The sequence below is a fragment of the Streptomyces longisporoflavus genome (assembly GCF_014649775.1).
Classification (GTDB): Bacteria; Actinomycetota; Actinomycetes; order Streptomycetales; family Streptomycetaceae; genus Streptomyces; species Streptomyces longisporoflavus.
The window spans coordinates 80,079-100,009 of record NZ_BMTR01000024.1 but is presented as its reverse complement, the minus strand read 5'-3'; the positions used below and the strand labels follow the sequence as shown (position 1 = coordinate 100,009).

Below are 19,931 nucleotides of genomic sequence, written 5' to 3'. Positions count from 1 at the left end.
GAGCCTCGGCCAGGCACGCCCCGAAGAAACGCGGGAGGGACTGCGGCACATGCGGCTACGGCGCGTGGGCGCGACTCCGCCACCACGCGCCCGCGGACGGACCGCGCCCCGCGCCCTCACGCACGAGGCGGCCCCACCGAGTCACGCACCACCACCGGACACTTCAGACGCCGGACCTCCACGGCAGGCGGTGTGGCGTTCTCTATGGCGTCCAGAAGCAGCCCCGTCGCCACCTCGCCCATGGCACGGTGCGGCAACGCGACGGTGGTCAGCGGCGGGTCCAGGAACCCTGCCATGTGCTCCTGATCGTCGTAGCCGACCAGCGAAAGTTCACCGGGGACATCGATGCCGAGCCGGGCCGCGGCGTGCAGGACGCCCGCCGCGACCCGGTCGTTGTAGCAGACGATGCCCGTGGGGCGCCGCTCGGCGGGCACACCGTCCAGCAGGCGCATCGCTCCCGCGTAACCGGCGGAGATCTCGCCTCCGCCGCGCACGATCCGGTCCTCGCCGACGCGCTCTCCCACCGTCCGCAGCGCGTCCCGGAAACCGCGCAGGCGCTCCGCCGACGCGATGTCGTCGAGCCCGCCGACCAGGGCGATCCTGCGGTGCCCGGCGTCGAGGAGGAGCTTGGCCGCAGCCCGGCCGCCGGACCGCTCGGCGGGGATCACCGCGGCCAGCGAGCCGTCGTCGGGCAGACAGTTGGCGAGCACCGCGAAGGTGCGCTTCAGGCCCGCGGGGACACGGACGGAGCGCAGGGACATGGCGGCGTAGATGATGCCGTCCACCCGCCGGTCCAAAAGCTCGGCGATGGCCGCTTCCTCCTTGGCGAGGTCGCCGGTGGAGTCGACGGTGAGCACCAGGTGCTCGCGGTCCCAGGCGGTCTCCATCGCGCCGCGCAGCAGCGCCCCGGCGAACGGCGACGAGGCGATGTGGTCGGTGACCAGGCCGATCACGGCCGTTCGACGGCGGCGCAGGCCGCGGGCGACGGCGTTGGGCCGGTAGCCCAGTTGCTCGGCGGCCTTGCGGATGCGCCCCTGGGTCGCGGGAGAGAGATTGCCTTCGGCCCGGCCGTTGAAGACGAAGGAGACGGCGGTGTGCGAGACACCGGCAAGACGCGCGACGTCCTTCGACGTCGGCCGCTCGGGCCTGCCCGCGTCCCTGCTCACGCTGTCGGCGTTCTCGATGTTCCCCGCCCCCCTTCGATGCCGCACGGCTGTTCCGCCTTGATCCACGTCAGCCTAGCCGCGCCCCCTGTGTCGCGACACGGCCGGACGCTCCGGCGATACTGGCGGTCACGATTGTCGCCCGCAGTCACCCACCAGGAGGAGACACTTGAGCCGCCCCACCGCCCGCGATGTCGCCGAGCTTGCCGGGGTGTCACGCGCCGCCGTGTCTTTCGTCTTCAGCGGGCGCGCCGCGGGGAATCTCTCCGCCAAGACCCAGGCGCGGATCAGGAAGGCCGCCGATCAGCTCGGTTACCGCCCCGACGAGGTGGCGCGCTCGCTGCGCAAGCAGCGCAGCGCGGTGATCGGACTGCTCAGCGACGAGATCGCGACGAGCCCGTTCGCCGGCCGTCTTGTACTCGGCGCGATGGAGGCGGCCCGTGAGCGCGGGCACCAGGTGCTGCTCATGGAATCCCGCCTCGACCCGGCCGCCGAGTCGGAGGCGGTCGCCGAACTGCGGGCCCGCCGGGTGGACGGGATCGTGTACGCGACGATGTCCATGCGCCGCACCGCCGTACCCGATGGCATCGATCCGTCCCGCACGGTGCTCGCCAACTGCCTGCCGCGCGAGGCCGGTTCGTACGCTTCGGTGGTGCCGGACGAGCGCAAAGGCGGCCGTTCCGCGGTGAACGTGCTCATCGAGGCGGGGCACCGTGACATCGCGCTGCTCGGCGGCTCGACCGGCGACATCGCCGCGTCGGACCGGACACGCGGCTTCCGCGACGGACTGCGGGCCGCCGGGATCACCGCCCGCGAGGAGTGGGTGATCCGCGCGGGCTGGCAGATCGACGAGGGGTACGCGGCGGCGCTGCGGGTGCTCGACCATCCTGCCCGGCCGACGGGCGTGGTCTGCGCCAACGACCGGGTGGCCACGGGCACGCTGCTCGCCGCGGCCCGCCTGGGCATCGACGTACCCACCGAACTGTCGGTGGTCGGCTACGACGACCAGGACCAGATGGCCGACCACTTGGTCCCCGCCCTGACGACGATCGCGCTCCCGCACCACGAGATGGGCGCGACCGCGGTCCGCATGCTGCTCGACGCCTCCGAAGCGGATGAGCCGGTGGACCGGGAAGCCGCGCGCCGCCTGCCGTGCCCGGTGGTCGCCCGGGACTCGGTCCGCCCGCCGGCAGGGGCACGCTGAGGGGCCAAAGCGGCGCGCTCCCGCAAGAACCGGGGACCTCAACGGCGGGACTTGCTCCGGGATGAGGCGGGGTACGGATCGATCCGGATGCGTCCCCGATGACATACGCGGCGCCCGTGCTGCACTCCCGGGTCGGCGGCAGCAGGTGGCGCCTGCGGTCTCACTGCACCAGCAGGCTCAGGCCGCTGTGCAGGAAGCGGTACCGGTAGTGCCAGGGATCAGGGCCTGCTGTCGTACATCCAGGCCCGCGTCTCCACCTCCGCCGAGCCCCGGACCACCGTCACCCCGTATCGCCCCGTGGGGGCGGGATACACCTTCTCCGTGAGCATCGCCCGCTCGTCGACGAACGCCTCGATCAGCGGGCCGTCCACCAGGACCCGCAGGTGGGATCGTGTGCCGCCGGGCACGGTCGCGATCGCCTCGGGCGTGCGGGGCAGCGGATGCAGGGCCGTCGCGGGGGTGGCGGTGCGGTCCAGGACCAGTGTCCCGCGGGTGGGGTTCAGCCTGAGGGACACCGCGGCGCCGAGGCTCAGGACGATCTCGCTGTCGGGCCGGTCGACCCGTACGTCGAGTTCGATCTCGTACGCCGCGGGCAGCTCCGCGCCGACGGGCAGCGGTGTCCCGCGCAGCGCGGTCAACTCGCGGGCGGGGACGAGACGCAGGGTGCCGTCCGGGTGCACGCCGATCTCGCGCGGGTGGGTGAGGCAGCCCGCCCAGCCCGCTGCCCGGGACTCCTGCTCGGTGCGTGACTCCCAGCTCCAGCCCCACAGCAGGGTGCGGTCGTCCTCGACCAGGGTGGTGGGGGCGTAGAAGTCCCTGCCGTGGTCGAGCATGCCGCCGGTCGCGGGCACGAAGCGCAGGCCATCGCCCGCCGCCCGCAGGTCGCCGACGAGATACGACGTCGAGTACGTGATGTCGTCGATCCACAGCGAGAGGAGCAGCACCCAGCGACCGTCGCCCGTCGGCAGCAGTGCCGGGCACTCCCATGCCGTGGCGGGTCCGGCGATCCGGCCCGCCACCGGGTCGGCGCCGTCGACGAGCGAACCGGCGTAGGTCCACTCGGTGAGCGAGTCCACGCGGTAGAGCAGCACGTCCCCGGTGCCGCTCCCCCGGTGTCCCGCGCCGATCAGGGCCCAGCGTTGCCCTTCGCGGGAGAAGAGGTACGGGTCGCGGAAGGCGACGAGGTCGAGGCCGGGCGGTGGTCCTGCGACGACCGGCTCGGGGTCGGCCTTCAGCTCGGTGATCAGGTCGTCCGTGGCGCGGGCCAGCATCACCGAGCCGATGCCGTCGTCGCGGTCCATGCCCGTGTAGACGGCGGTGGGCACCCCGTCGTCGACGACCGCGCAACCGGACCAGGCGCCGCGTCCGTCCCGGCCGCCGGGGGTCGGTGCGAGCGCGATGCCCTCGTCGGTCCAGGTGACCAGGTCGGGGCTCGACGCATGGCCCCAGTGGATGTCGCCCCAGACCGGAGCGCCGGGGTTGTGCTGGAAGAAGAGGTGGTAGCGGCCGGCGTGGAAGAGCGGTCCGTTGGGGTCGTTGCACCACTGCCCGGCGGCAGGACGTACGTGGTGGCTCGGGATGTTCCGGTCGTCTGCCTCAGTCATGGTGATGTCACTTTCTTGAAATCGGCCTCTTGCCAACCGGAACCTAACACGTGATAGTTGACCCGCCCTAGCACGTGTTAGGAAAGGCCAGGAACAGTTCGTTCCGGCATCATGAGCCGGCGCTGCGCGGGACACCGCAGTGCCCAGCGCGAGGGAGCGCCCATGACCACCCAGAGCCCGGCGGCCCAGAGCCCGGCAACCCGGGGCCGAGCGGCCGAGAGCCCCGCCGCGACCACCCCGGGGAAAAGCAGGCGCGGCCTGAACTTCACCCTGATCAGCGCGGCACTCTTCATGTTCTTCGTGACCTGGTCGCTGTCCTGGTCACTGTTCTCCATCTGGCTCACCCAGGACATAGGCCTGAGCGCGGGCCGCAGTTCCCTGGTGATCAGCGCCAACGCGATCGGCTGCCTGGTGACCATGCCGGTCTACGGCTTCGTCCAGGACCGCCTCGGCTTGCGCAAGAACCTCCTGTACTGGATCGGCGGCCTGATGCTGCTCGTCGGCCCGATGTACATCTACGTCTACGGCCCGCTCCTGCAGAGCCATTTCGCGCTCGGCCTGATCGTCGGCTCCGCCTATCTGGCCATGGCGTTCGCGGTCGCCGTCGCCACGCTGGAGAGCTACGCCGAACGGCTCGGCCGCTTCCACGGCTTCGAGTTCGGCCGGGCCAGGATGTTCGGCTCGCTCGGCTGGGCCGCTGCGACCTTCTTCGCGGGGCGCCTTTTCAACATCGACCCGGACCTGAACTTCTGGGCCGCCTCCGTCGCCGCCGCCGTCTTCGTCGTGCTCCTGGTGGCCATCCGCGTGACGAACGGCCGCCGGGCCGCCGCCGTCGACCACGCCGCTTCATCCGTCTCGGCCGCCGACGTGAAGTCGCTCCTCACATACCCGGCGTTCTGGGGGCTGCTGCTCTTCGTGGTCGCGGTGACGGCGACGTACAACACGTACGACGCGATGTTCCCCTCGTACTTCGCCTCGCTCTTCTCCACCACCGCCGACGGCAACCGCATGTACAGCGACCTCAACTCCGTCCAGGTCTTCCTGGAGGCGGGTGGCATGGCGCTCGCGCCGTTCCTGGTCAACCGGTTGGGGCCGAAGCGGTCACTGCTTGTCTCCGGCTGCGTCATGGCGACCCGGATCTGTCTGTCCGGCCTGGTCACCGATCCGGCCGCGATCTCCGCGGTGAAACTCCTGCACGCGGTCGAGCTGCCGATCATGCTGATCGCGATCTTCAAGTACATCAACCGGCATTTCGAGCCCCGGCTCTCGTCCTCGATCTACCTCGTCGGCTTCCAGCTGGCGACGCAGCTCGGCGCGGCCGCCATCTCCCCGCTCGCGGGCATCGGCTACGACAGCATCGGCTACGCCCACACGTATCTGATCATGTCGGGCTTCGTCGCCGCCTTCACCCTGATTTCGGTCCGCACGCTGCGGGCCGACGGGAAGGGACTGCCGCAGACCGTGGCGCCGGTGGCCACGGAACCCGCTCCCGAACCGGCCAGGGTCTGAACCCCTCCCCTCCGCACGAACAGCTCCAGCACCAACAGCTCCAGCACAAGCAGCCATGCACGAGCGAGCCTCTGCACACGCGGCTGCGCGAAAGGAAAACCCCTGTGATCGTCGTCGCCGGTGAAGCACTGATCGACCTGGTGCCGCAGGACCAGGGTGACGTGACCGCGCCCCTGCTGCCCGCGCGCGGCGGCGGCCCCTACAACACGGCCATCGCACTCGGGCGGCTCGGGGCGGGGGTCTCCTTCTGCTCGCGGATCTCGACCGACGCGTTCGGCACCTCGCTCGTCGAGCGGCTGCGCGCCGAGCGGGTGGGCACCGGACTCATCCAACGCGGCCCCGAGCCGACCACGCTCGCCCTCGCCTCGATCGACGCGGGCGGCTCGGCGGCGTACGGCTTCTACGTCGAGGGCAGCGCGGACCGGCTTTTCGAGCTGCCGGGCGAACTGGCCGCCGACACACGGGCGTTGTCACTCGGGACGTGTTCGCTCGTCCTCGAACCGGGGGCGAGCGCGTACGAGGAACTGATGCGACGGGAGGCGGAGCGCGGGATCTTCATCGCACTCGACCCGAACATCAGGGCCGGCCTCATTCCGGACCCGGACGCCTACCGGGCCCGTTTCCAGAGCTGGCTGCCGCATGTCTCCCTGCTGAAGCTGAGCGAGGAGGACGCGGCCTGGCTGGGGCCCGACGTCGGGGGATGGCTCGCGGCCGGACCGGCCGCCGTCGTGATCACCCGCGGCGGCGACGGCCTGACGGTCTTCACCCGGGACGGCCGGGAGCTCTCCGTGCCCGGCGAACGTATCGACGTCGTGGACACGATCGGCGCGGGCGACACCGTGAACGCCGCGCTGCTGTACGCGCTGTCCGAGCGCGACCTCCTTTCGGCGCGGGCCCTTGCCCCGGTCCCCGACCACACCTGGCGGGAGGTGCTCGCCTTCGCCGCCCGCGCCGCTGCGATCACCTGCTCACGGGCGGGGGCTGAGCCGCCGTACGCGAGTGAGATGCGAAACGGCGCCGGCGCCTCCCGACAGATCCCGCGAGCAAGCGCCTGGTGAGCATCGGATCGGCGCCTCCGACAGCACAGCTATCCGCCGGGGTCTTCAGGGCCCCGCCGATGAGCGCGCCGGATCCCGAAGCAGGACTTGAGCGGGTCAGATCCCGCCGCCCGCGTCGTAGACTCCCGATCACCTAGGGGAAGGTGACTCACATGCGGCGGTGGCTTGCTACGGCACTGGGGTTGGTGACAGCCCTTGCGGCGACCGGCTGCGGAGGCGCGAGCGACGCGCCGCCGGCCAAGCCCCATGGCAAAACGCCCAACGCCTGGACCTACGGTTACGCCGCCAAGGATCTCAACTCCTCCGGCGTCAATATCGCCGCAGTCTCGGCCGACGATGCCTGGGCCATCGCCGTGCAGCCGGTGACGGGGCAGATCGACAACCAGACGATGACCCTGCTCCGCTACGACGGAACCTCCTTCCGCCCCCAGAAACCGCCGCCCGGCATCGAGACGTCCAAAGGCGGTTCCTACCGTCTGGAAGCCTCATCGCCCGACGACGTCTGGCTGTTCCAAAGCAGGATGGAGACAGGTCTGTATATCGCGCACTGGGACGGAACGCGGTGGAAGCAGGTCGCCGCCCCGGACGGCATCACGGGCGTCAGCGATGTCGCGGTCCTGGGCCCGGACGACACCTGGGTCGCGAACGGAACCGACAGCATCCGGCATTGGGACGGCGCCCGCTGGACGGTGATGTCGCTGCCGGCCCCGGTGGAGTTTCTCGCCGGCAAGCCCGGCGGCGACGTGTGGGCGTCCGGACGTACCGAGGACGCGGAAGACCGGCTTGCCTACGGCGGCCCCGTGGTCCTGCACCGGGACGGCAAGACCTGGAAGAGGGAGCACCTGCCGGCCGTCGTGCCCCCGGCGGGGCTGTCCGCCTCGCTGGGCGTGAGCCCGATGGCGCTCTACGCGCCGGCACCGGACGACGTCTGGGCCATCAGCCGCCTGGCCGGGGAGGACGACAACGGGGACGCCGTCTATCTCAAGCCGTTCGCGCTGCACTGGGACGGCACCCGTTGGAGCAAGGCGTCGCCCGACGACTGCGGCCCCTGCGGTGTCCCGGCCGGTGACACCGTGCTGACCGCGACCGGCATGCACGGAGACAACGGCGACGGCGACACCGTGCTCTTCTCGCCGCGCCACCGCCCGGCGCACGGCACCCCGCGAAAAATCGGCCGGCCCCCGTATACCGCAGGCCACAGCGGCAAGGTCACCGCGACCGACCGCAAGCAGAAGCTGCGGTTGCGGGAGATCACGTCGATTCCCGGCACGAGCGAGGTGTGGGGCATCGGTTCGATCACGCTGGAAGGGCACGGCGATGCCAACTTCAGCCGTGCCGTGATACTCCGCTATGCCGCGGGCGCAGCGAAGTGACGGCAGGGCGGCTCTTGCACTGCCACAGCCCCGGGCCGGTGCCGGCGTGACCTGAGCGACTATCAGAGCGCGCACTTCAGACCATGCGGCGCAGCAGACCGTCGCGGTTGAGCAGTTGGTGTTTGAGTACCAGCCCGACGTGCAGCGCGAGCGCCGCGAAGAAGGCGATGTGCGCGCCGATGTGGGCGACGAGCAGGTCGTCACCGGAGAGCACCAGGGCGATACCGGTGAGCGGGATGGCGAACGTGGCCGCGTACAGGACGGTTTCGGTGCCGTGTGCCAGGCGCCGCTCCCGCGGGGTCAAGGCCGGCGCCCAGGGAGGGAGCGGCGTGGCCAGCCGCCACGCGAGCCGGGCGGCGCCCAGGAGCAGCACTGTTGCCCCCAGTACGACGTGCACGGTGAGCAGCATGTCGTCGCCGATGGGGTCGTACCCGTCTTCTCCGCCACGGCCCCGCCCCCGGCCGGGGTCCCCGCTCCGTCCGCGCCCCCGGCCACGGCCCCGGCCGCTGTCGTCGGCGTCGAGCAGGTAGCCCACCGCGAACTGCGCGGCCATCGCCACGAACACCGTCCAGTGGAGCACCTTCGTGACGATCCCGTAGCCGTGCGCACCATTGCGCAGCTGATAGCTCATCCCGACAGCGTGCCCCGCCACCCGCTTCCCCAGGCGTACGGCGGTCAGACGGAAGGTCGCCCGCGGAACACGAACGTGGCGCCCCGCAAACACATTGAAACGAGACGCTTCGTCTTGTTAAGGTGGGGTCATGGCTTTCCTCTTCTTCGTCTGAGTCCGGGCACGGCCCCTGCCGCCGTTTCTGCTGCCCGTAGACGCCCGTAGATGCCCGTAGACCCTTCGTACACCCGGGGAAAGTCCTATGCGCGACCGCGCTCATACCGCCCTGCCCACCACCGCCCCATCCGTGGCGCAGCTGTCCGTCAAGTCCCTCACCAAGTCGTACGGCACCCGCACCATCCTCGACCAGGTCTCCTTCACCGTCCGGCCGGGCGAGAAGGCCGCCGTCATCGGCGAGAACGGCTCCGGCAAGTCCACCCTGCTGCGACTGCTCGCCGCGGCCGAGACGCCGGACGCCGGGGAGGTCACCGTCCGCTTCCCCGGCGGTATCGGCCACCTCGCCCAGACCCTCGCACTCGATGCGGACTGCACCGTGCAGGACGCCGTCGACCTTGCTCTGAGCGAACTGCGCGCCATGGAACGAAGACTGCGCGCGGCAGAGGAGTTGCTCGCCGACGCGTCGGACGAGGAACTCACCGCGTACGGCGACCTGTTGACCGCATACGAGGAACGCGGCGGATACGAGGCGGACGCCCGGCTGGATGCCGCCATGCACGGGCTCGGCCTGGCCCGGATCACCCGGCAGCGCCTGCTGGGCTCACTGTCCGGCGGCGAGCAGTCGCGCCTCGCGCTCGCCTGCGTCCTGGCCGCCGCCCCCGAACTGCTGCTCCTGGACGAACCGACCAACCACCTCGATGCGGCGGCCGTGCGCTGGCTGGAGGAGCACCTGCGCGCACACCGCGGCACCGTCATCGCGGTCACTCACGACCGCGGTTTCCTGGAGCGCATCGCCACCACGATCCTTGAGGTCGACCGGGATGACCGCACCGTGCGGCGGTACGGCGACGGCTGGGCCGGCTACCGCGCCGCGAAGGCCGCCGCCCGGCGCGGAGCCGAGCAGCGGTACGCGGACTGGGTCGAGGAGGTGGCCTGCACGGAGGAGCTGCTCGATGCCGCGGGCAGGCGGCTGGTCACCACCGGCCGGGACCCGAAGCAGGGCTTCGGCAAGCATCGCCGCTCGAGCGAGGCCAAGCTCGGCGGGCAGGTGCGCTCGGCGCGGGAGCGCCTGGATTGGCTGCGGCGCAACCCGGTGGCGGAGCCGCCGGTACCGCTCCGGTTCACGACGGCACTGGCATCGGCGACCGGCGGCCAGTCCCCGGGTGCACTCGCCGAGCTCGACCACATACGGGTCGGGGAACGGCTGCGCCTGGACGGGCTGCTGACGATCGAGCCCGCAGGGCGCCTCCTTGTCACGGGCGAGAACGGCGCGGGCAAGACGACGCTGCTCCGCGTCCTGGCGGGCGACCTGCAGCCGGACGGGGGCACGGCGCGCCGCCCCGCCCGGATCGGCTACCTCGCCCAGGAACTGCCCGGGCACGCCACGCGGCTGCCGCTGCTCGCCGCATTCGCCGCCGGACGGCCCGGACTGCCGGAGGAGTACGCCGAACAGCTCCTGTCCCTGGGCTTGTTCCGCGAGCAGGATCTGCACGTCCCGGTCGCAGCCCTGTCCGTGGGACAGAAGCGGCGGCTGCAGATCGCGACCCTGGTGACCCGGCCCGCGGACCTCCTCGTCCTCGACGAGCCGACCAACCACATCGCACTCGACCTGGTCGATGACCTTCAGACGGCGCTCGCGGCGTACCCGGGGGCGGTGGTCGCCGTCTCGCACGACCGTGACTTCCGCGCGCGCTTCGAAGCCGAGCAGCTGGAACTGCACGCCGGCCGCAGGCGCTGAACCGCTCCGGGAGTACCTCAAGCCCGCGGTCGATCACTGGCGGACGACGCCCTTCGCCGCCGGCTTGAGCCGCTGATACCAACCGACTCATCCTCCTGGTGCCGCGGGCAATTCCACGGTGATGCGAAGCCCGCCGTCGGGGCGTGGGGCAAGCGTGAGGGTTCCGTCGTGTGCCTCGGTGATGGTCTTGACGATGGCCAGGCCCAGGCCGACGCCTGCCTGGTCGGCGTGGATGCGCTCGGTGCCGCGCTGGAAGGGTTCGGTGAGGGTCGCGACCAGCCGGGGGGTGAGCTGCTCGCCGGTGTTCTCGACCGTGAGCACCACGGCCTCGGGGCGGACGCCGGTGTGGACCCAGACGGTGCCCTGGCGCGGCAGGTTGTGGACAATCGCGTTGTGGACGAGGTTCGTGGCGAGCTGCAGCAGGAGGGCCGGCGAACCGGTCACGGGGGCGATGTCGCCGCTGGTCTCGAGGACGACGCCGTGCTTTTCCGCGAGCGGGTGGAGCGTTTCGGCTGCTTCCTCCGCGACGAGTGACAGGTCGACGTGTTCCGGGGTGAAGGACCGCTGCTTGGCGCGGCTGAGCAGGAGCAGTGCCTCGGTGAGGTCGATGGCCCGGGTGTTGATGGCGTGGAGGCGGTCGACGAGTTCGCCGCTGTCGTGCTGCGGATCGGCGCGGGCGACATCGATGAGCGCCTTCGAGATCGCCAGCGGGGTACGCAGCTCGTGGGAGGCGTTGGCGGCGAATCTCTGCTGTTCCGCGACATGTGCTTCGAGCTGCGCGAGCATCATGTCGAAGGTGTCGGCGAGTTCGCGGAACTCGTCCTTGCGGCCCGGCAGACGGATCCGGTGGGACAGCGATCCGGCCGCGGCCGCGCGGGTGGCCTGGGTGATGCGGTCCATGGGCGCGAGCATGCGGCCGGCGAGCAGCCATCCTCCCAGGAGACCGAAGACCAGGAGGAACATCATGACCGCGGCTGCCGTCGGCGCGAACCCGCGCACGAGGTCGGTGCCCGGACTCTGTTGCCACGCCCCCTCATCGTTGGTCCGCAGCCATCCCTTGCGCAGCAGGAAAAAGCCCGCGGCACCGAGCAGCAAGGCCCCCGCAAGCATGAGGAACCCGGCGTAGCTGAGGGTGAGTTTGAGGCGCACGCTCCAGCCGGGCTGCCTATGCACAATCATCGCTCCCGCGCCCGGTGGCGGGCGTCGTGTCGATGCGGTAGCCGACGCCCGGCACGGTGGCGATGAGCCAGGGTTCGCCGAGGCGTTTGCGCAGGGCGGATACCGTGATGCGTACGGCGTTGGTGAACGGGTCGGCGTTCTCGTCCCACGCGCGCTCCAGGAGCTCTTCGGCGCTGACGACACCGCCTTCGGCGGCGACGAGGACTTCGAGGACCGCGAACTGTTTGCGGGTGAGCGCGATGTAGCGGTCGTCGCGGTAGACCTCGCGGCGGAACGGATCGAGGCGCAGGCCCGCGATCTCTCGCACCGGTGGCCGGTTGTGGGCGCGTCTGCGATCCAGGGCCCTGAGCCTGAGCACGAGCTCCAGGAGTTCGAAAGGTTTCGTGAGGTAGTCGTCGGCGCCGAGTTCGAACCCGGATGCCTTGTCGTCGAGCCGGTCGGCCGCGGTGAGCATGAGGACGGGCATGCCGCTGCCGGAGGCGACGATGTGTTTGGCGATCTCGTCGCCGGAGGGGCCGGGAATGTCGCGGTCGAGGACGGCGATGTCGTAGGTATTGACATTCAGTAGCTGCAGAGCGGTGTCGCCGTCACCGGCGATGTCGGCCGCGATCGCTTCCAGGCGCAGGCCATCGCGGATGGCTTCTGCCATATAGGGCTCGTCCTCGACGATCAAGACACGCATGCCTCAAGGCTACGAGGCGGCACATATCGCCGGTGTATCGAAATCCGCATACGTGCCGGCAACACCAGGGTGCTTTCACTGGCGCCATGCCGCGTACTCCAGCACCAGCACCAGCACGATCGACGGCCGGACAGGGCGGCGCGGCGGTCGACGACGAAAGACCCCAGCCCGCGGGCGGCTCCCGGCCGGGCCCGTGGAAGCGCGGCCCGGTACTCACGGCGTGTGCGCTGCTGCTCGGCCTGCTCCTGCTGCTGCACCAGAAGCTCACGGACTGGGCCGGTCTGGGCAGTCTGGTGGAGACCTTCCTGCCGTGGTTCGGTCTGCTCGTCCCGGTGCTGCTCGCCGCGGCGCTCCTGCGCCGTTCCGCCTCCGCGCTGCTGGCGCTGCTGCTTCCGGCCGTGGCGTGGGTGAGCCTCTTCGGCGGGCTGCTCGGCGACAAGTCCCATGGGAGCGGCGACCTCACCGTCGTCAGCCACAACGTCGCCGCCGAGAACCGCGACCCGGCCGGCACCGCCCGTGAGCTGGCCGCCTCCGGCGCGGACCTGCTGGCACTCGAGGAGCTGACCGACCAGGCCAAGGGCACGTACGAGAAGGAGCTCGCGGAGGCGTACCCGCACCACACCGTGCAGGGCACGGTCGGGCTGTGGAGCAAGCTGCCGCTGTCCGGCACCCGGCCGGTCGACGTCCTGAGGGGCATGGTCGGCCCGCTGGCCAAGAAGCTGCGGCCCGAGAACATCCCGGTCGACCCGCCCAGGGCGCTGCGCACCACCGTGACCACCAAGCAGGGGCCGCTGGCGGTGTACGTGGCCCATCTGGGTTCGGTCAGGGTGACGGCCGGAGACGGCTTCTGGACGGACTCGCGCGACGCCGGCGCGACGAAGCTCGCCAAGGCGGTCGCCGCCGAGCGCAGCGAGAGGGTGCTCGTGCTGGGCGACTTCAACGGCACCATGGGCGATCGTGCGCTCGACGGCCTCTCCTCGCAGTTGCGCTCGGTCCAGGACGTGGCCGGGGACGGCTTCGGCTTCAGCTGGCCGGCGAAGTTCCCGGTGGCGCGGATCGACCACATCCTGGTCCGCGGTGTGGAGCCGAACAGTGCGTGGCTGTTGCCGGCCACGGGCAGCGACCATCGGCCGGTGGCGGCCGGGATCAGCTGGTGAACGCCGCGTGATTTACGGCGATCACATGCGTAGACGGCCGGGCGGCGCAGGGCGATGAGCACGAGGACCTCACTCCGCTCGCTCCCCGCGCGGACCGTGCGTGGGCTAACCTGCCCGCATGCGCGGAGAGTTCACCGGCTGGCCGGAGCAGGCCATGGACGTGTTATGGCAGCTCCAGGGCGAACCGACCCACGCGACCCGCGAGCGCTGCAGGGCGGACCGCGAACGTCTGGTGCGGCAGCCGATGATCGCCCTGCTCAACGAGGTCGCGGACGCCGACCCCCGATACCAGGACTTCTCCGTCTGGCACTACCGCACCAACTCCTGGTGGTGGCAGCACCAGAGCGCGTTGATCCGGCTCGGCCGCAAGATCGAGATCGGCCTCCGGTTCTCCCTGGACGGCCTGCGGATCCAGGGCGCCTGGTGGTACCCCGATCCCGGCCAGGTGGACATGTTCCGCACAGCCGTGGCCTCCGAGGGGAGCGGCCGCGAACTGTCCGCCATCCTCAATGAGGTGCAAAAGAAGGGCTACGACATCTCCGGGGACGTGATGAAACGCCCTCCCCGCGGCTATCCGACGAACCACCCCCGTACGAACCTGCTGCGCCACCGTTCGCTGATCGCCGCCCGTCCCCTCGGCTGCGAAGAGTGGCTGCACACCCCCGAGGCCGTCGACCGGGTCCTGTCGGCCGCCGCCGATCTGGACGCCCTGCTGATGTGGCTGGTCCGCCACGTAAAGCGCGCCGCCTGACGTCACGAGGGCGCGGCATGGCACGGGAGGGGCGGCGGTGCGCTCACATCCACAGCACGCCGTCGTCCTCGTGTTCGCGGACGCGGTAGGCGATCATCCGGCGGAGAAGGTCACTCGGCACCGGGCTGCCGTAGGGGAGCTTGACCGTGCCCTTGCCTGTTTCCATGGCGCTGAGTTCGGTGTCGAAGGCCTCGCGGGTGCTGGGCGTGAACGCGAAATTCGCGTGCTTCGCGTGGCCGCTGATCATGAACAGGATTGTGCCCGACGGGTGCACCCAGGCGGGATGGCCCCACTTGATGGCCTCCTGCGCCTCCGGCACGGCCTCACGGACCAGTGCGTGCAGTTGCTGGAGCAGGTCGCGGGCCAGGCCGGTGAACTCGTCGATGTACGCGTCGATCGTCCGGGGCTTGTTCACGTCGCCAGTCTGGCAGGCCCTGCGTGTGATCCGGCCCGTGCCACGCGAGATGACACGCCGTGGAGCCGACCCTGCCCGCGCTCTCACTCGGCTTTCCTGAACAGTTCCGACATCCGGTCCCCCGTCTCGTGGTCGAGCAGCCCCGTCGAGTCCGCCCCGGTCAGGCCGATCCGCTCGGCCAGTTCCCGGCCGTGGACGTCTACGGCGGCCTCGATGAGTCCGGCGAGCGCCTCCAGGGCTCCGCGGGCGCGGGAGCGGGCGAGCGCTGCGCAGCCGACGGCGGCCAGCAGGGCCGGCCACCACCAGCAGGCGAGCAGGGCGTAGCCCACGGCCCATGCGGCAAGGCGGGCGGCGGCGCTGAAGGAGTCGTGCGCCGACTGGATGTGGCGTACGGCGGGTTCGGGCAGGATCAGCCACAGGCGGGGCCAGAGAGCAGCGAGGTCCACGCCGTAGGCGGCCTCTACGCGGTCTGCCGTGGCCTGCATGCGGTCGCCGTACCAGGTGGGGCGGGTGGGTTCGCGCAGTGCCACCCGGTTGCGGGCGTCGGTGAGGGCCTGGATCTGTGCGAAGGGCTGGGCCGAGGTCGCCACCGCGTCGCCGTCTTCGGCGTCGGTGCGCGTGATGGGGTAGGCCGCGTCGAGCTGCTGCTCCCGGCGCGCCCACCGGTGTCTGCGTCGCCCGACGAGGGCGTGCGACAGCGGGTCGCGGGCGAAACGGAGCCAGTACTGTTCGATCGCGCCGCCGAGGAACTGCGCGGCGAGCGAGGCCGCGGACGCGGTGAGCAGGACGAGGGCGACCAGGAGTGCGGCGGTCCCGGTGTGTTCGAGGGCGGGACGGGCGGCGAGGTCGTTCAGGGTGGTGCGCAGCCCGTCGATGTCGTTCCAGTGGCGGTGGCCCAGGGTGGTGCCGACGGCCGTGGCGGCGAGGAAGAGGGCGCCGGGCAGGACCAGCAGGTTCAGCCAGCGTTCGGTGAGTTTGCCGCCCAGGGTGGCGAGGAGAGGGTTCATGCGGGCGGGGTCACCGTGCGGGGCCCAGTCGGCCCTTGCGCATGCGGGTGTCGTTGACGGCGCAGTGCGGGGCGGGGAGCAGGTCGCGGGCCCGTGCGACGCGGTCGCACTGGGCCGGTCCCGGGCAGAGGGCCACTTTGATGTGGGGCGTGATGCCGGGGACTTCCCCGCCCCGGGAGCCGTTGACAAGACCGCGTGCGTCGCCTGCCTGGCGCAGCAGCGTGTCCAGGGCACGGAAGCCGGCGGTGAGTTCGTCGGAATCCGCGCCTGACCGCAGCAAGTCCCGTGTCTGCTCGGCCGCCTCCCGGATGCCGGGCTGGCGCAGGTCCTCCGGCGAGCCGAGCAGCGCGCACAGCGCCGCTGCCGCCCTGCGGTCGGGTCGGGGCAGGTCGGGAGATGCAGTCATGGTCCAAGTGTGCCGTAATGCAGGCAGAGTTAAGGGGCAGTTGATGCGCCGTCGGAGGCGACGGCTGGGGGGAGCGAAGCCGTGAGGTATGAACGGGAGTGGTTCTTGCGGGCGGTTCGGGTGCGCCTGGACCGGGCCCGGGCGGCGGACGGGAGCGTGGACGCGGACGTGGTGTTCGGTCCTTTGGCGGATGCCGAGCTCCGGGGACTGCTGCGGACCTGCGACCTATCGACCGACATGGAGGTCCGGCACGCGGCCGGCTGGCTGTGCGCCGCGCGCGCGATGGCCGCCCCGGGGTTTGGCGGCGCCGTCCACGGGTCCATGTCCGGCACGCTGCTCTACCCGGTGTGGGTCGCCGAACCGGGCCTCGTGCCGCCGGAGTTGGCGGCGGGTTATGCGGCCAACGATCCCGCCACGCATCCCGATCCGGCCGGCGCGGACGGCCCCCACGAGTGGGCGGCCCAGGTCGCCGCGTTCAAGATCGTCGTGGAGGGGCGGCAGCACACTCCGCCGCCGGACGCCTCCGAGTCCGTGCGCCGGCTGCACGAGTTGGCCGTGGTACTGGCCGCCATGCCGCTTCCGCGCGAGGCCCGGATCGCCACCTCGATCGGTCTCGGCAGCCTCGCCGTCCTTTCGACACCGGAGTACGACTCCTGGTTCCCGGGCCGGCTCAGCGGCCTGGCCGACATCGTGACCCTCACGGGGACGACCTGGCCGTTCGGGGATCTGGCAGACGCGGACCCGGTCCGGTTCGTCCACGGAGCCCTCAAGCGCATCCCGGCCGGCTCCCCCGAACGTCCCCGCGTCCTCGACGGTCTGGGGCGCCGGCTCCTGGACCGCTACCTGGACTCGCACGATACCGAGGACCTGCACGAGGCGGTGGGCATCGCCCGGGACGTACTGGCGCAACTGCCGCCCGGCGACCCGCATCTGCCCCGTGGCCGCAGCTCCCTGGGGGCAGCGCTTGTGCTGTTGCGGCAGGTGGAGGGCGCGACGCCCGAGGAGTGCGACGAGGTGGTGGACGTGTGCCGCCGGGCTGTCGCCGGCCATCCCGGGGGAACGGCGACGGCTGGCCACGATCTGGGCATGGCGCTCGTCCTCAGGGCGCACCACACCGGCCGCACTGCGGATCTGGACGAGGCGATCACCGTGTTCACCGAGGCCCTGCCGGCGGCAGGGAACGCGGGGCAGACCGCTGCCCTGCGCAACGCACTGCGCAACGCACTGCGCGCCCGCTCCGTCGCGACCGGCAACCGGGCCGATCTGGACGCGGCGCTCGATCTCACCGACCGCTCCCCGGCCTCCCGGGCCTCCGGGGACGCGGCGGACGGCCGGCAACTGCCGCTCCTCGCTCCCGCGATGGCCCTGTACAGCCGCTACCTCCTCGCCCCGGAGGCGAACGGGGCGGATCTGGAGGAGGCACTGCGCCAACTGCGGCACGCCGAGGGGCTCATGCCGCCGGGCCACCCGGACCGTCCCACAGCGCTCGACGACCTGGGCCTGGTGCTGGTCGCCCGCTATCAACAGTCGGGAAAGCCGGAGGAGTTGAACGAGGCCGTGCTGGCTCATCGGGAGTCGGTGGCCCTCACCCGGGAGGGGCACGGGTCGCTCGGACTGCGGCTGCTCAACCTCGGTACCGCGTTGAATCTGCGGCACCTGCTCACCGAGGACGGCGACGACCTGCGCGAGTCCCGGGAGTGCCGGCGACGGGCCTTGGACCTGCCCGGCATGGGCCCGGCGCATCGGGCGGCCCTTTTGAGTTCGACCGGGCTCAGCCTCATGACGGGCTTCGGGCGTGCCGCCGATCCGGTGGCCCGACTCGATGAGGCGGTACGGCTCCTGAGGCAGGCGCTCGCCCTCACCCCGGAGGGCGACCCGAGGCTGCCCCGGCGCCGCCACAACCTCGCCGTCGCCCTGATGGTCCGTGTCTCGCAGACGATGCGGATCGGCGAGGCCCGCGAGGCCCGCGAGCTGACCGACGCGGTGATCGCGGCGCTGCCCCCGGACTCCCCCGACCTGCCCGGTGCCCTCACGGTGGCCGCGGGCGCACGGCTCCTGAGCCCCCGCGCCCTGCTCTCGTCGGCCGGCCGGGAGGAGGCTGTCGCGCTGTACCGGCGGGCGGTCGAGGCCACCCCGCCCGGCCACCCCGCACGCACGCAGCGCCTGTCGAACCTCGGCGGCGTCCTGCGCGCCCCGGGCCCGCGCCGCCGTCGCCGCCCGGCCGACCTCGTCGAAGCGGCCGAGCGGTTCCGGCAAGCGGCCCTGGAGCACCAGTGCGCGCCCGTCCTGCGCCTGGACGCGGCCCGGTCCTGGGGCGAGGTCCGAGCGGAGCTCGGTGACTGGAACGGCGCCCTGGACGGCTTCGTCGTGGCGGTCGACCTGCTGCACTCGGTCGCTCCACGCCACCTCGTCCGCGACGACCAGGAGTTCCTGCTCAGCCGTACCGTCGGCCTCGGCGCCGCCGCCGCTGCCTGCGCGGTGCGCTGCGGCCGCCCCGGGCTCGCGGTCAAACTGCTCGAACAGGCGAGAGGCGTGATCCTCTCCCACGCCTTCGACGCCGACAGCGATCTGACGCGGCTCCGGGAGAGCGCTCCCGGCCTCGCCGACCGCTTCGAGGAGCTCCGGCATTCCCTCGACACGGTGACCGACAGCCAGGGCTTCCTTGCCGAGGACCCCTCCGGCCCCGTCGACGCCCGCGCCGACGCACGGCAGCGTCTGGCCGCCGCGTGGCGCGACCTTACCGCCCGGATCCGCGCCGAGCACCCCGAACTGGGCCTGCTGCGTCCGGTGCGGGAGTGGGACGAGGAGGAACTGCGCGCCACTGCCGCTGCGGGCCCCGTGATCCTGGTCAACGTCTCCCCGTACGGCAGCGACGCCCTCATCGTCACCGAGCACTCCATCGACGCCGTTCCGCTGCCGGGCCTCGACCCGCAAACGACGGCAACACGTCGGCAGACCTTCCAGGACGCGCTGATCCGCATCGAGACACCCGGCACCTCCCGCAAGCAGGCGCAGCGCGCGCAGCAGGACGTACGAGAAACCCTCGCCTGGCTGTGGCAGGCGGTCACCGGACCGGTCCTGGACCACCTCCCCGCGGCGACCCGCGTGTGGTGGTCGCCCGGCGGCCTGCTGGGCACGCTGCCGCTGCACGCGGCGGCGCCCGCGGACGCCGCTCCCGGCGCCCTGGACCGGGTGGTCTCCTCCTACACCCCCACGCTGCGCGCCCTGCACCACGCCCGCCGGCGCGCCGCCCGTCCCACGGGCACCGGAACCCTCGTCGTCAGCGCCGCCGGGGCCGCCGGACAGGCCCCGCTCCCCGGCGCGCGCCGCGAGGCCGAGCACCTGGCCCGCCTCCTCCCCGGAGCCACACTCCTCGCGGACGCCTCCGCCACACACTCCGCGGTCGTCTCGGCCCTGCCCCGCCACGCCTACGCCCACTTCGCCTGCCACGCCCTGGGCGACCTGGAGCGCGCCTCCGCCAGCCGGCTTCTCCTGCACGACCACACCGAACGCCCGCTGACCGTCCGCGACCTGGCCCGTCTGCGGCTGCCGTCGGTCCGGCTCGCCTACCTGTCCGCCTGCGACACCCTGCGCACCAGCCCCGAACTCGCCGACGAGGCCGTCCACATCGTCAGCGCGTTCCAGATGGCCGGCTTCCCCCATGTCGTCGGCTCCCTGTGGCACGTCGACGACGGGGTCGGTGCGGATGTCGCACTCCACGTGTACGACGCCCTGAACAGGGGCGACGGCACACTCGACGTCGCCCGCACGGCCGAGGCCCTGCACCGCGCCGTCCGCGGCCTGCGCGACACCTATCCCCACACGCCCAGCCTGTGGGCGTGCCAGGTGCACGCGGGACCCTGATGACCCGCTGTCGGGAGACCCGGCCGCCCGGCCC

16 protein-coding genes are annotated in these 19,931 nt (G+C 71.8%); 8 read left to right on the top strand and 8 right to left on the bottom strand.

The window, feature by feature from the left end:
• Window positions 1-116: 116 nt before the first annotated feature.
• The gene (locus IE226_RS34925; protein ID WP_190085496.1) at window positions 117-1,166 is read right to left on the bottom strand and encodes a LacI family DNA-binding transcriptional regulator; all 1,050 of its coding nucleotides are present in this window, start codon (window positions 1,164-1,166) and stop codon (window positions 117-119) included.
• Window positions 1,167-1,332: 166 nt separating this feature from the next.
• On the opposite strand from IE226_RS34925, the gene IE226_RS34920 reads away from it, so the two are divergent.
• On the top strand, window positions 1,333-2,367 hold the full coding sequence (locus tag IE226_RS34920) for a LacI family DNA-binding transcriptional regulator (RefSeq protein ID WP_190085480.1): 1,035 nt from the start codon (window positions 1,333-1,335) through the stop codon (window positions 2,365-2,367).
• Window positions 2,368-2,585: 218 nt separating this feature from the next.
• Here IE226_RS34920 and IE226_RS34915 read toward each other — a convergent pair whose 3' ends face one another.
• Window positions 2,586-3,971 (bottom strand): glycoside hydrolase family 32 protein, encoded by a 1,386-nt coding sequence (locus IE226_RS34915; protein WP_190085479.1) that lies wholly within the window; start codon window positions 3,969-3,971, stop codon window positions 2,586-2,588.
• Between the two features lie 162 nt (window positions 3,972-4,133).
• Here IE226_RS34915 and IE226_RS34910 point away from each other — a divergent pair, with 162 nt between their 5' ends.
• The 3 genes from IE226_RS34910 (at window position 4,134) to IE226_RS34900 (ending at window position 7,911) form a co-directional block, all read left to right on the top strand.
• Window positions 4,134-5,480: an oligosaccharide MFS transporter gene (locus IE226_RS34910; RefSeq protein WP_190085478.1), complete on the top strand. Its 1,347-nt coding sequence runs from the start codon at window positions 4,134-4,136 to the stop codon at window positions 5,478-5,480.
• Between the two features lie 104 nt (window positions 5,481-5,584).
• The gene (locus tag IE226_RS34905; RefSeq protein ID WP_190085477.1) at window positions 5,585-6,538 is read left to right on the top strand and encodes a carbohydrate kinase family protein; all 954 of its coding nucleotides are present in this window, start codon (window positions 5,585-5,587) and stop codon (window positions 6,536-6,538) included.
• Between the two features lie 185 nt (window positions 6,539-6,723).
• Window positions 6,724-7,911, top strand: a complete 1,188-nt coding sequence (locus IE226_RS34900) for a beta propeller repeat protein (RefSeq protein ID WP_190085476.1) — start codon at window positions 6,724-6,726, stop codon at window positions 7,909-7,911.
• 76 nt (window positions 7,912-7,987) lie between these two features.
• Here IE226_RS34900 and IE226_RS34895 read toward each other — a convergent pair whose 3' ends face one another.
• Window positions 7,988-8,542 (bottom strand): cytochrome b, encoded by a 555-nt coding sequence (locus IE226_RS34895; protein WP_190085475.1) that lies wholly within the window; start codon window positions 8,540-8,542, stop codon window positions 7,988-7,990.
• Window positions 8,543-8,783: 241 nt separating this feature from the next.
• On the opposite strand from IE226_RS34895, the gene abc-f reads away from it, so the two are divergent.
• Window positions 8,784-10,436, top strand: coding sequence for a ribosomal protection-like ABC-F family protein (abc-f, locus tag IE226_RS34890; protein ID WP_190085474.1), 1,653 nt, complete (start codon window positions 8,784-8,786; stop codon window positions 10,434-10,436).
• 87 nt (window positions 10,437-10,523) lie between these two features.
• Here abc-f and IE226_RS34885 read toward each other — a convergent pair whose 3' ends face one another.
• Window positions 10,524-11,609: a sensor histidine kinase gene (locus tag IE226_RS34885; protein ID WP_190085495.1), complete on the bottom strand. Its 1,086-nt coding sequence runs from the start codon at window positions 11,607-11,609 to the stop codon at window positions 10,524-10,526.
• Window positions 11,602-12,297 carry a response regulator transcription factor gene (locus IE226_RS34880; protein WP_190085473.1) on the bottom strand — a complete coding sequence of 232 codons (696 nt, stop codon included), beginning with the start codon at window positions 12,295-12,297 and terminating at the stop codon, window positions 11,602-11,604. The genes IE226_RS34885 and IE226_RS34880 overlap by 8 nt, the downstream gene beginning before the upstream one ends.
• Window positions 12,298-12,383: 86 nt before the next feature.
• Here IE226_RS34880 and IE226_RS34875 point away from each other — a divergent pair, with 86 nt between their 5' ends.
• Complete coding sequence (locus IE226_RS34875; RefSeq protein ID WP_190085472.1) at window positions 12,384-13,454, top strand: endonuclease/exonuclease/phosphatase family protein; 1,071 nt, start codon at window positions 12,384-12,386, stop codon at window positions 13,452-13,454.
• Between the two features lie 118 nt (window positions 13,455-13,572).
• Window positions 13,573-14,205, top strand: coding sequence for a DUF2461 family protein (locus IE226_RS34870; RefSeq protein ID WP_229871722.1), 633 nt, complete (start codon window positions 13,573-13,575; stop codon window positions 14,203-14,205).
• Between the two features lie 43 nt (window positions 14,206-14,248).
• Here IE226_RS34870 and IE226_RS34865 read toward each other — a convergent pair whose 3' ends face one another.
• The 3 genes from IE226_RS34865 to IE226_RS34855 form a co-directional block, all read right to left on the bottom strand.
• Window positions 14,249-14,620 (bottom strand): iron chaperone, encoded by a 372-nt coding sequence (locus IE226_RS34865; RefSeq protein WP_190085471.1) that lies wholly within the window; start codon window positions 14,618-14,620, stop codon window positions 14,249-14,251.
• A gap of 83 nt (window positions 14,621-14,703) precedes the next feature.
• The gene (locus tag IE226_RS34860) at window positions 14,704-15,627 is read right to left on the bottom strand and encodes a hypothetical protein (RefSeq protein WP_190085470.1); all 924 of its coding nucleotides are present in this window, start codon (window positions 15,625-15,627) and stop codon (window positions 14,704-14,706) included.
• 10 nt (window positions 15,628-15,637) lie between these two features.
• Window positions 15,638-16,033, bottom strand: a complete 396-nt coding sequence (locus tag IE226_RS34855) for a hypothetical protein (protein ID WP_190085469.1) — start codon at window positions 16,031-16,033, stop codon at window positions 15,638-15,640.
• An 81-nt stretch (window positions 16,034-16,114) separates the two neighbouring features.
• Here IE226_RS34855 and IE226_RS34850 point away from each other — a divergent pair, with 81 nt between their 5' ends.
• The gene (locus IE226_RS34850; RefSeq protein ID WP_190085468.1) at window positions 16,115-19,897 is read left to right on the top strand and encodes a CHAT domain-containing protein; all 3,783 of its coding nucleotides are present in this window, start codon (window positions 16,115-16,117) and stop codon (window positions 19,895-19,897) included.
• Window positions 19,898-19,931: the final 34 nt, after the last annotated feature.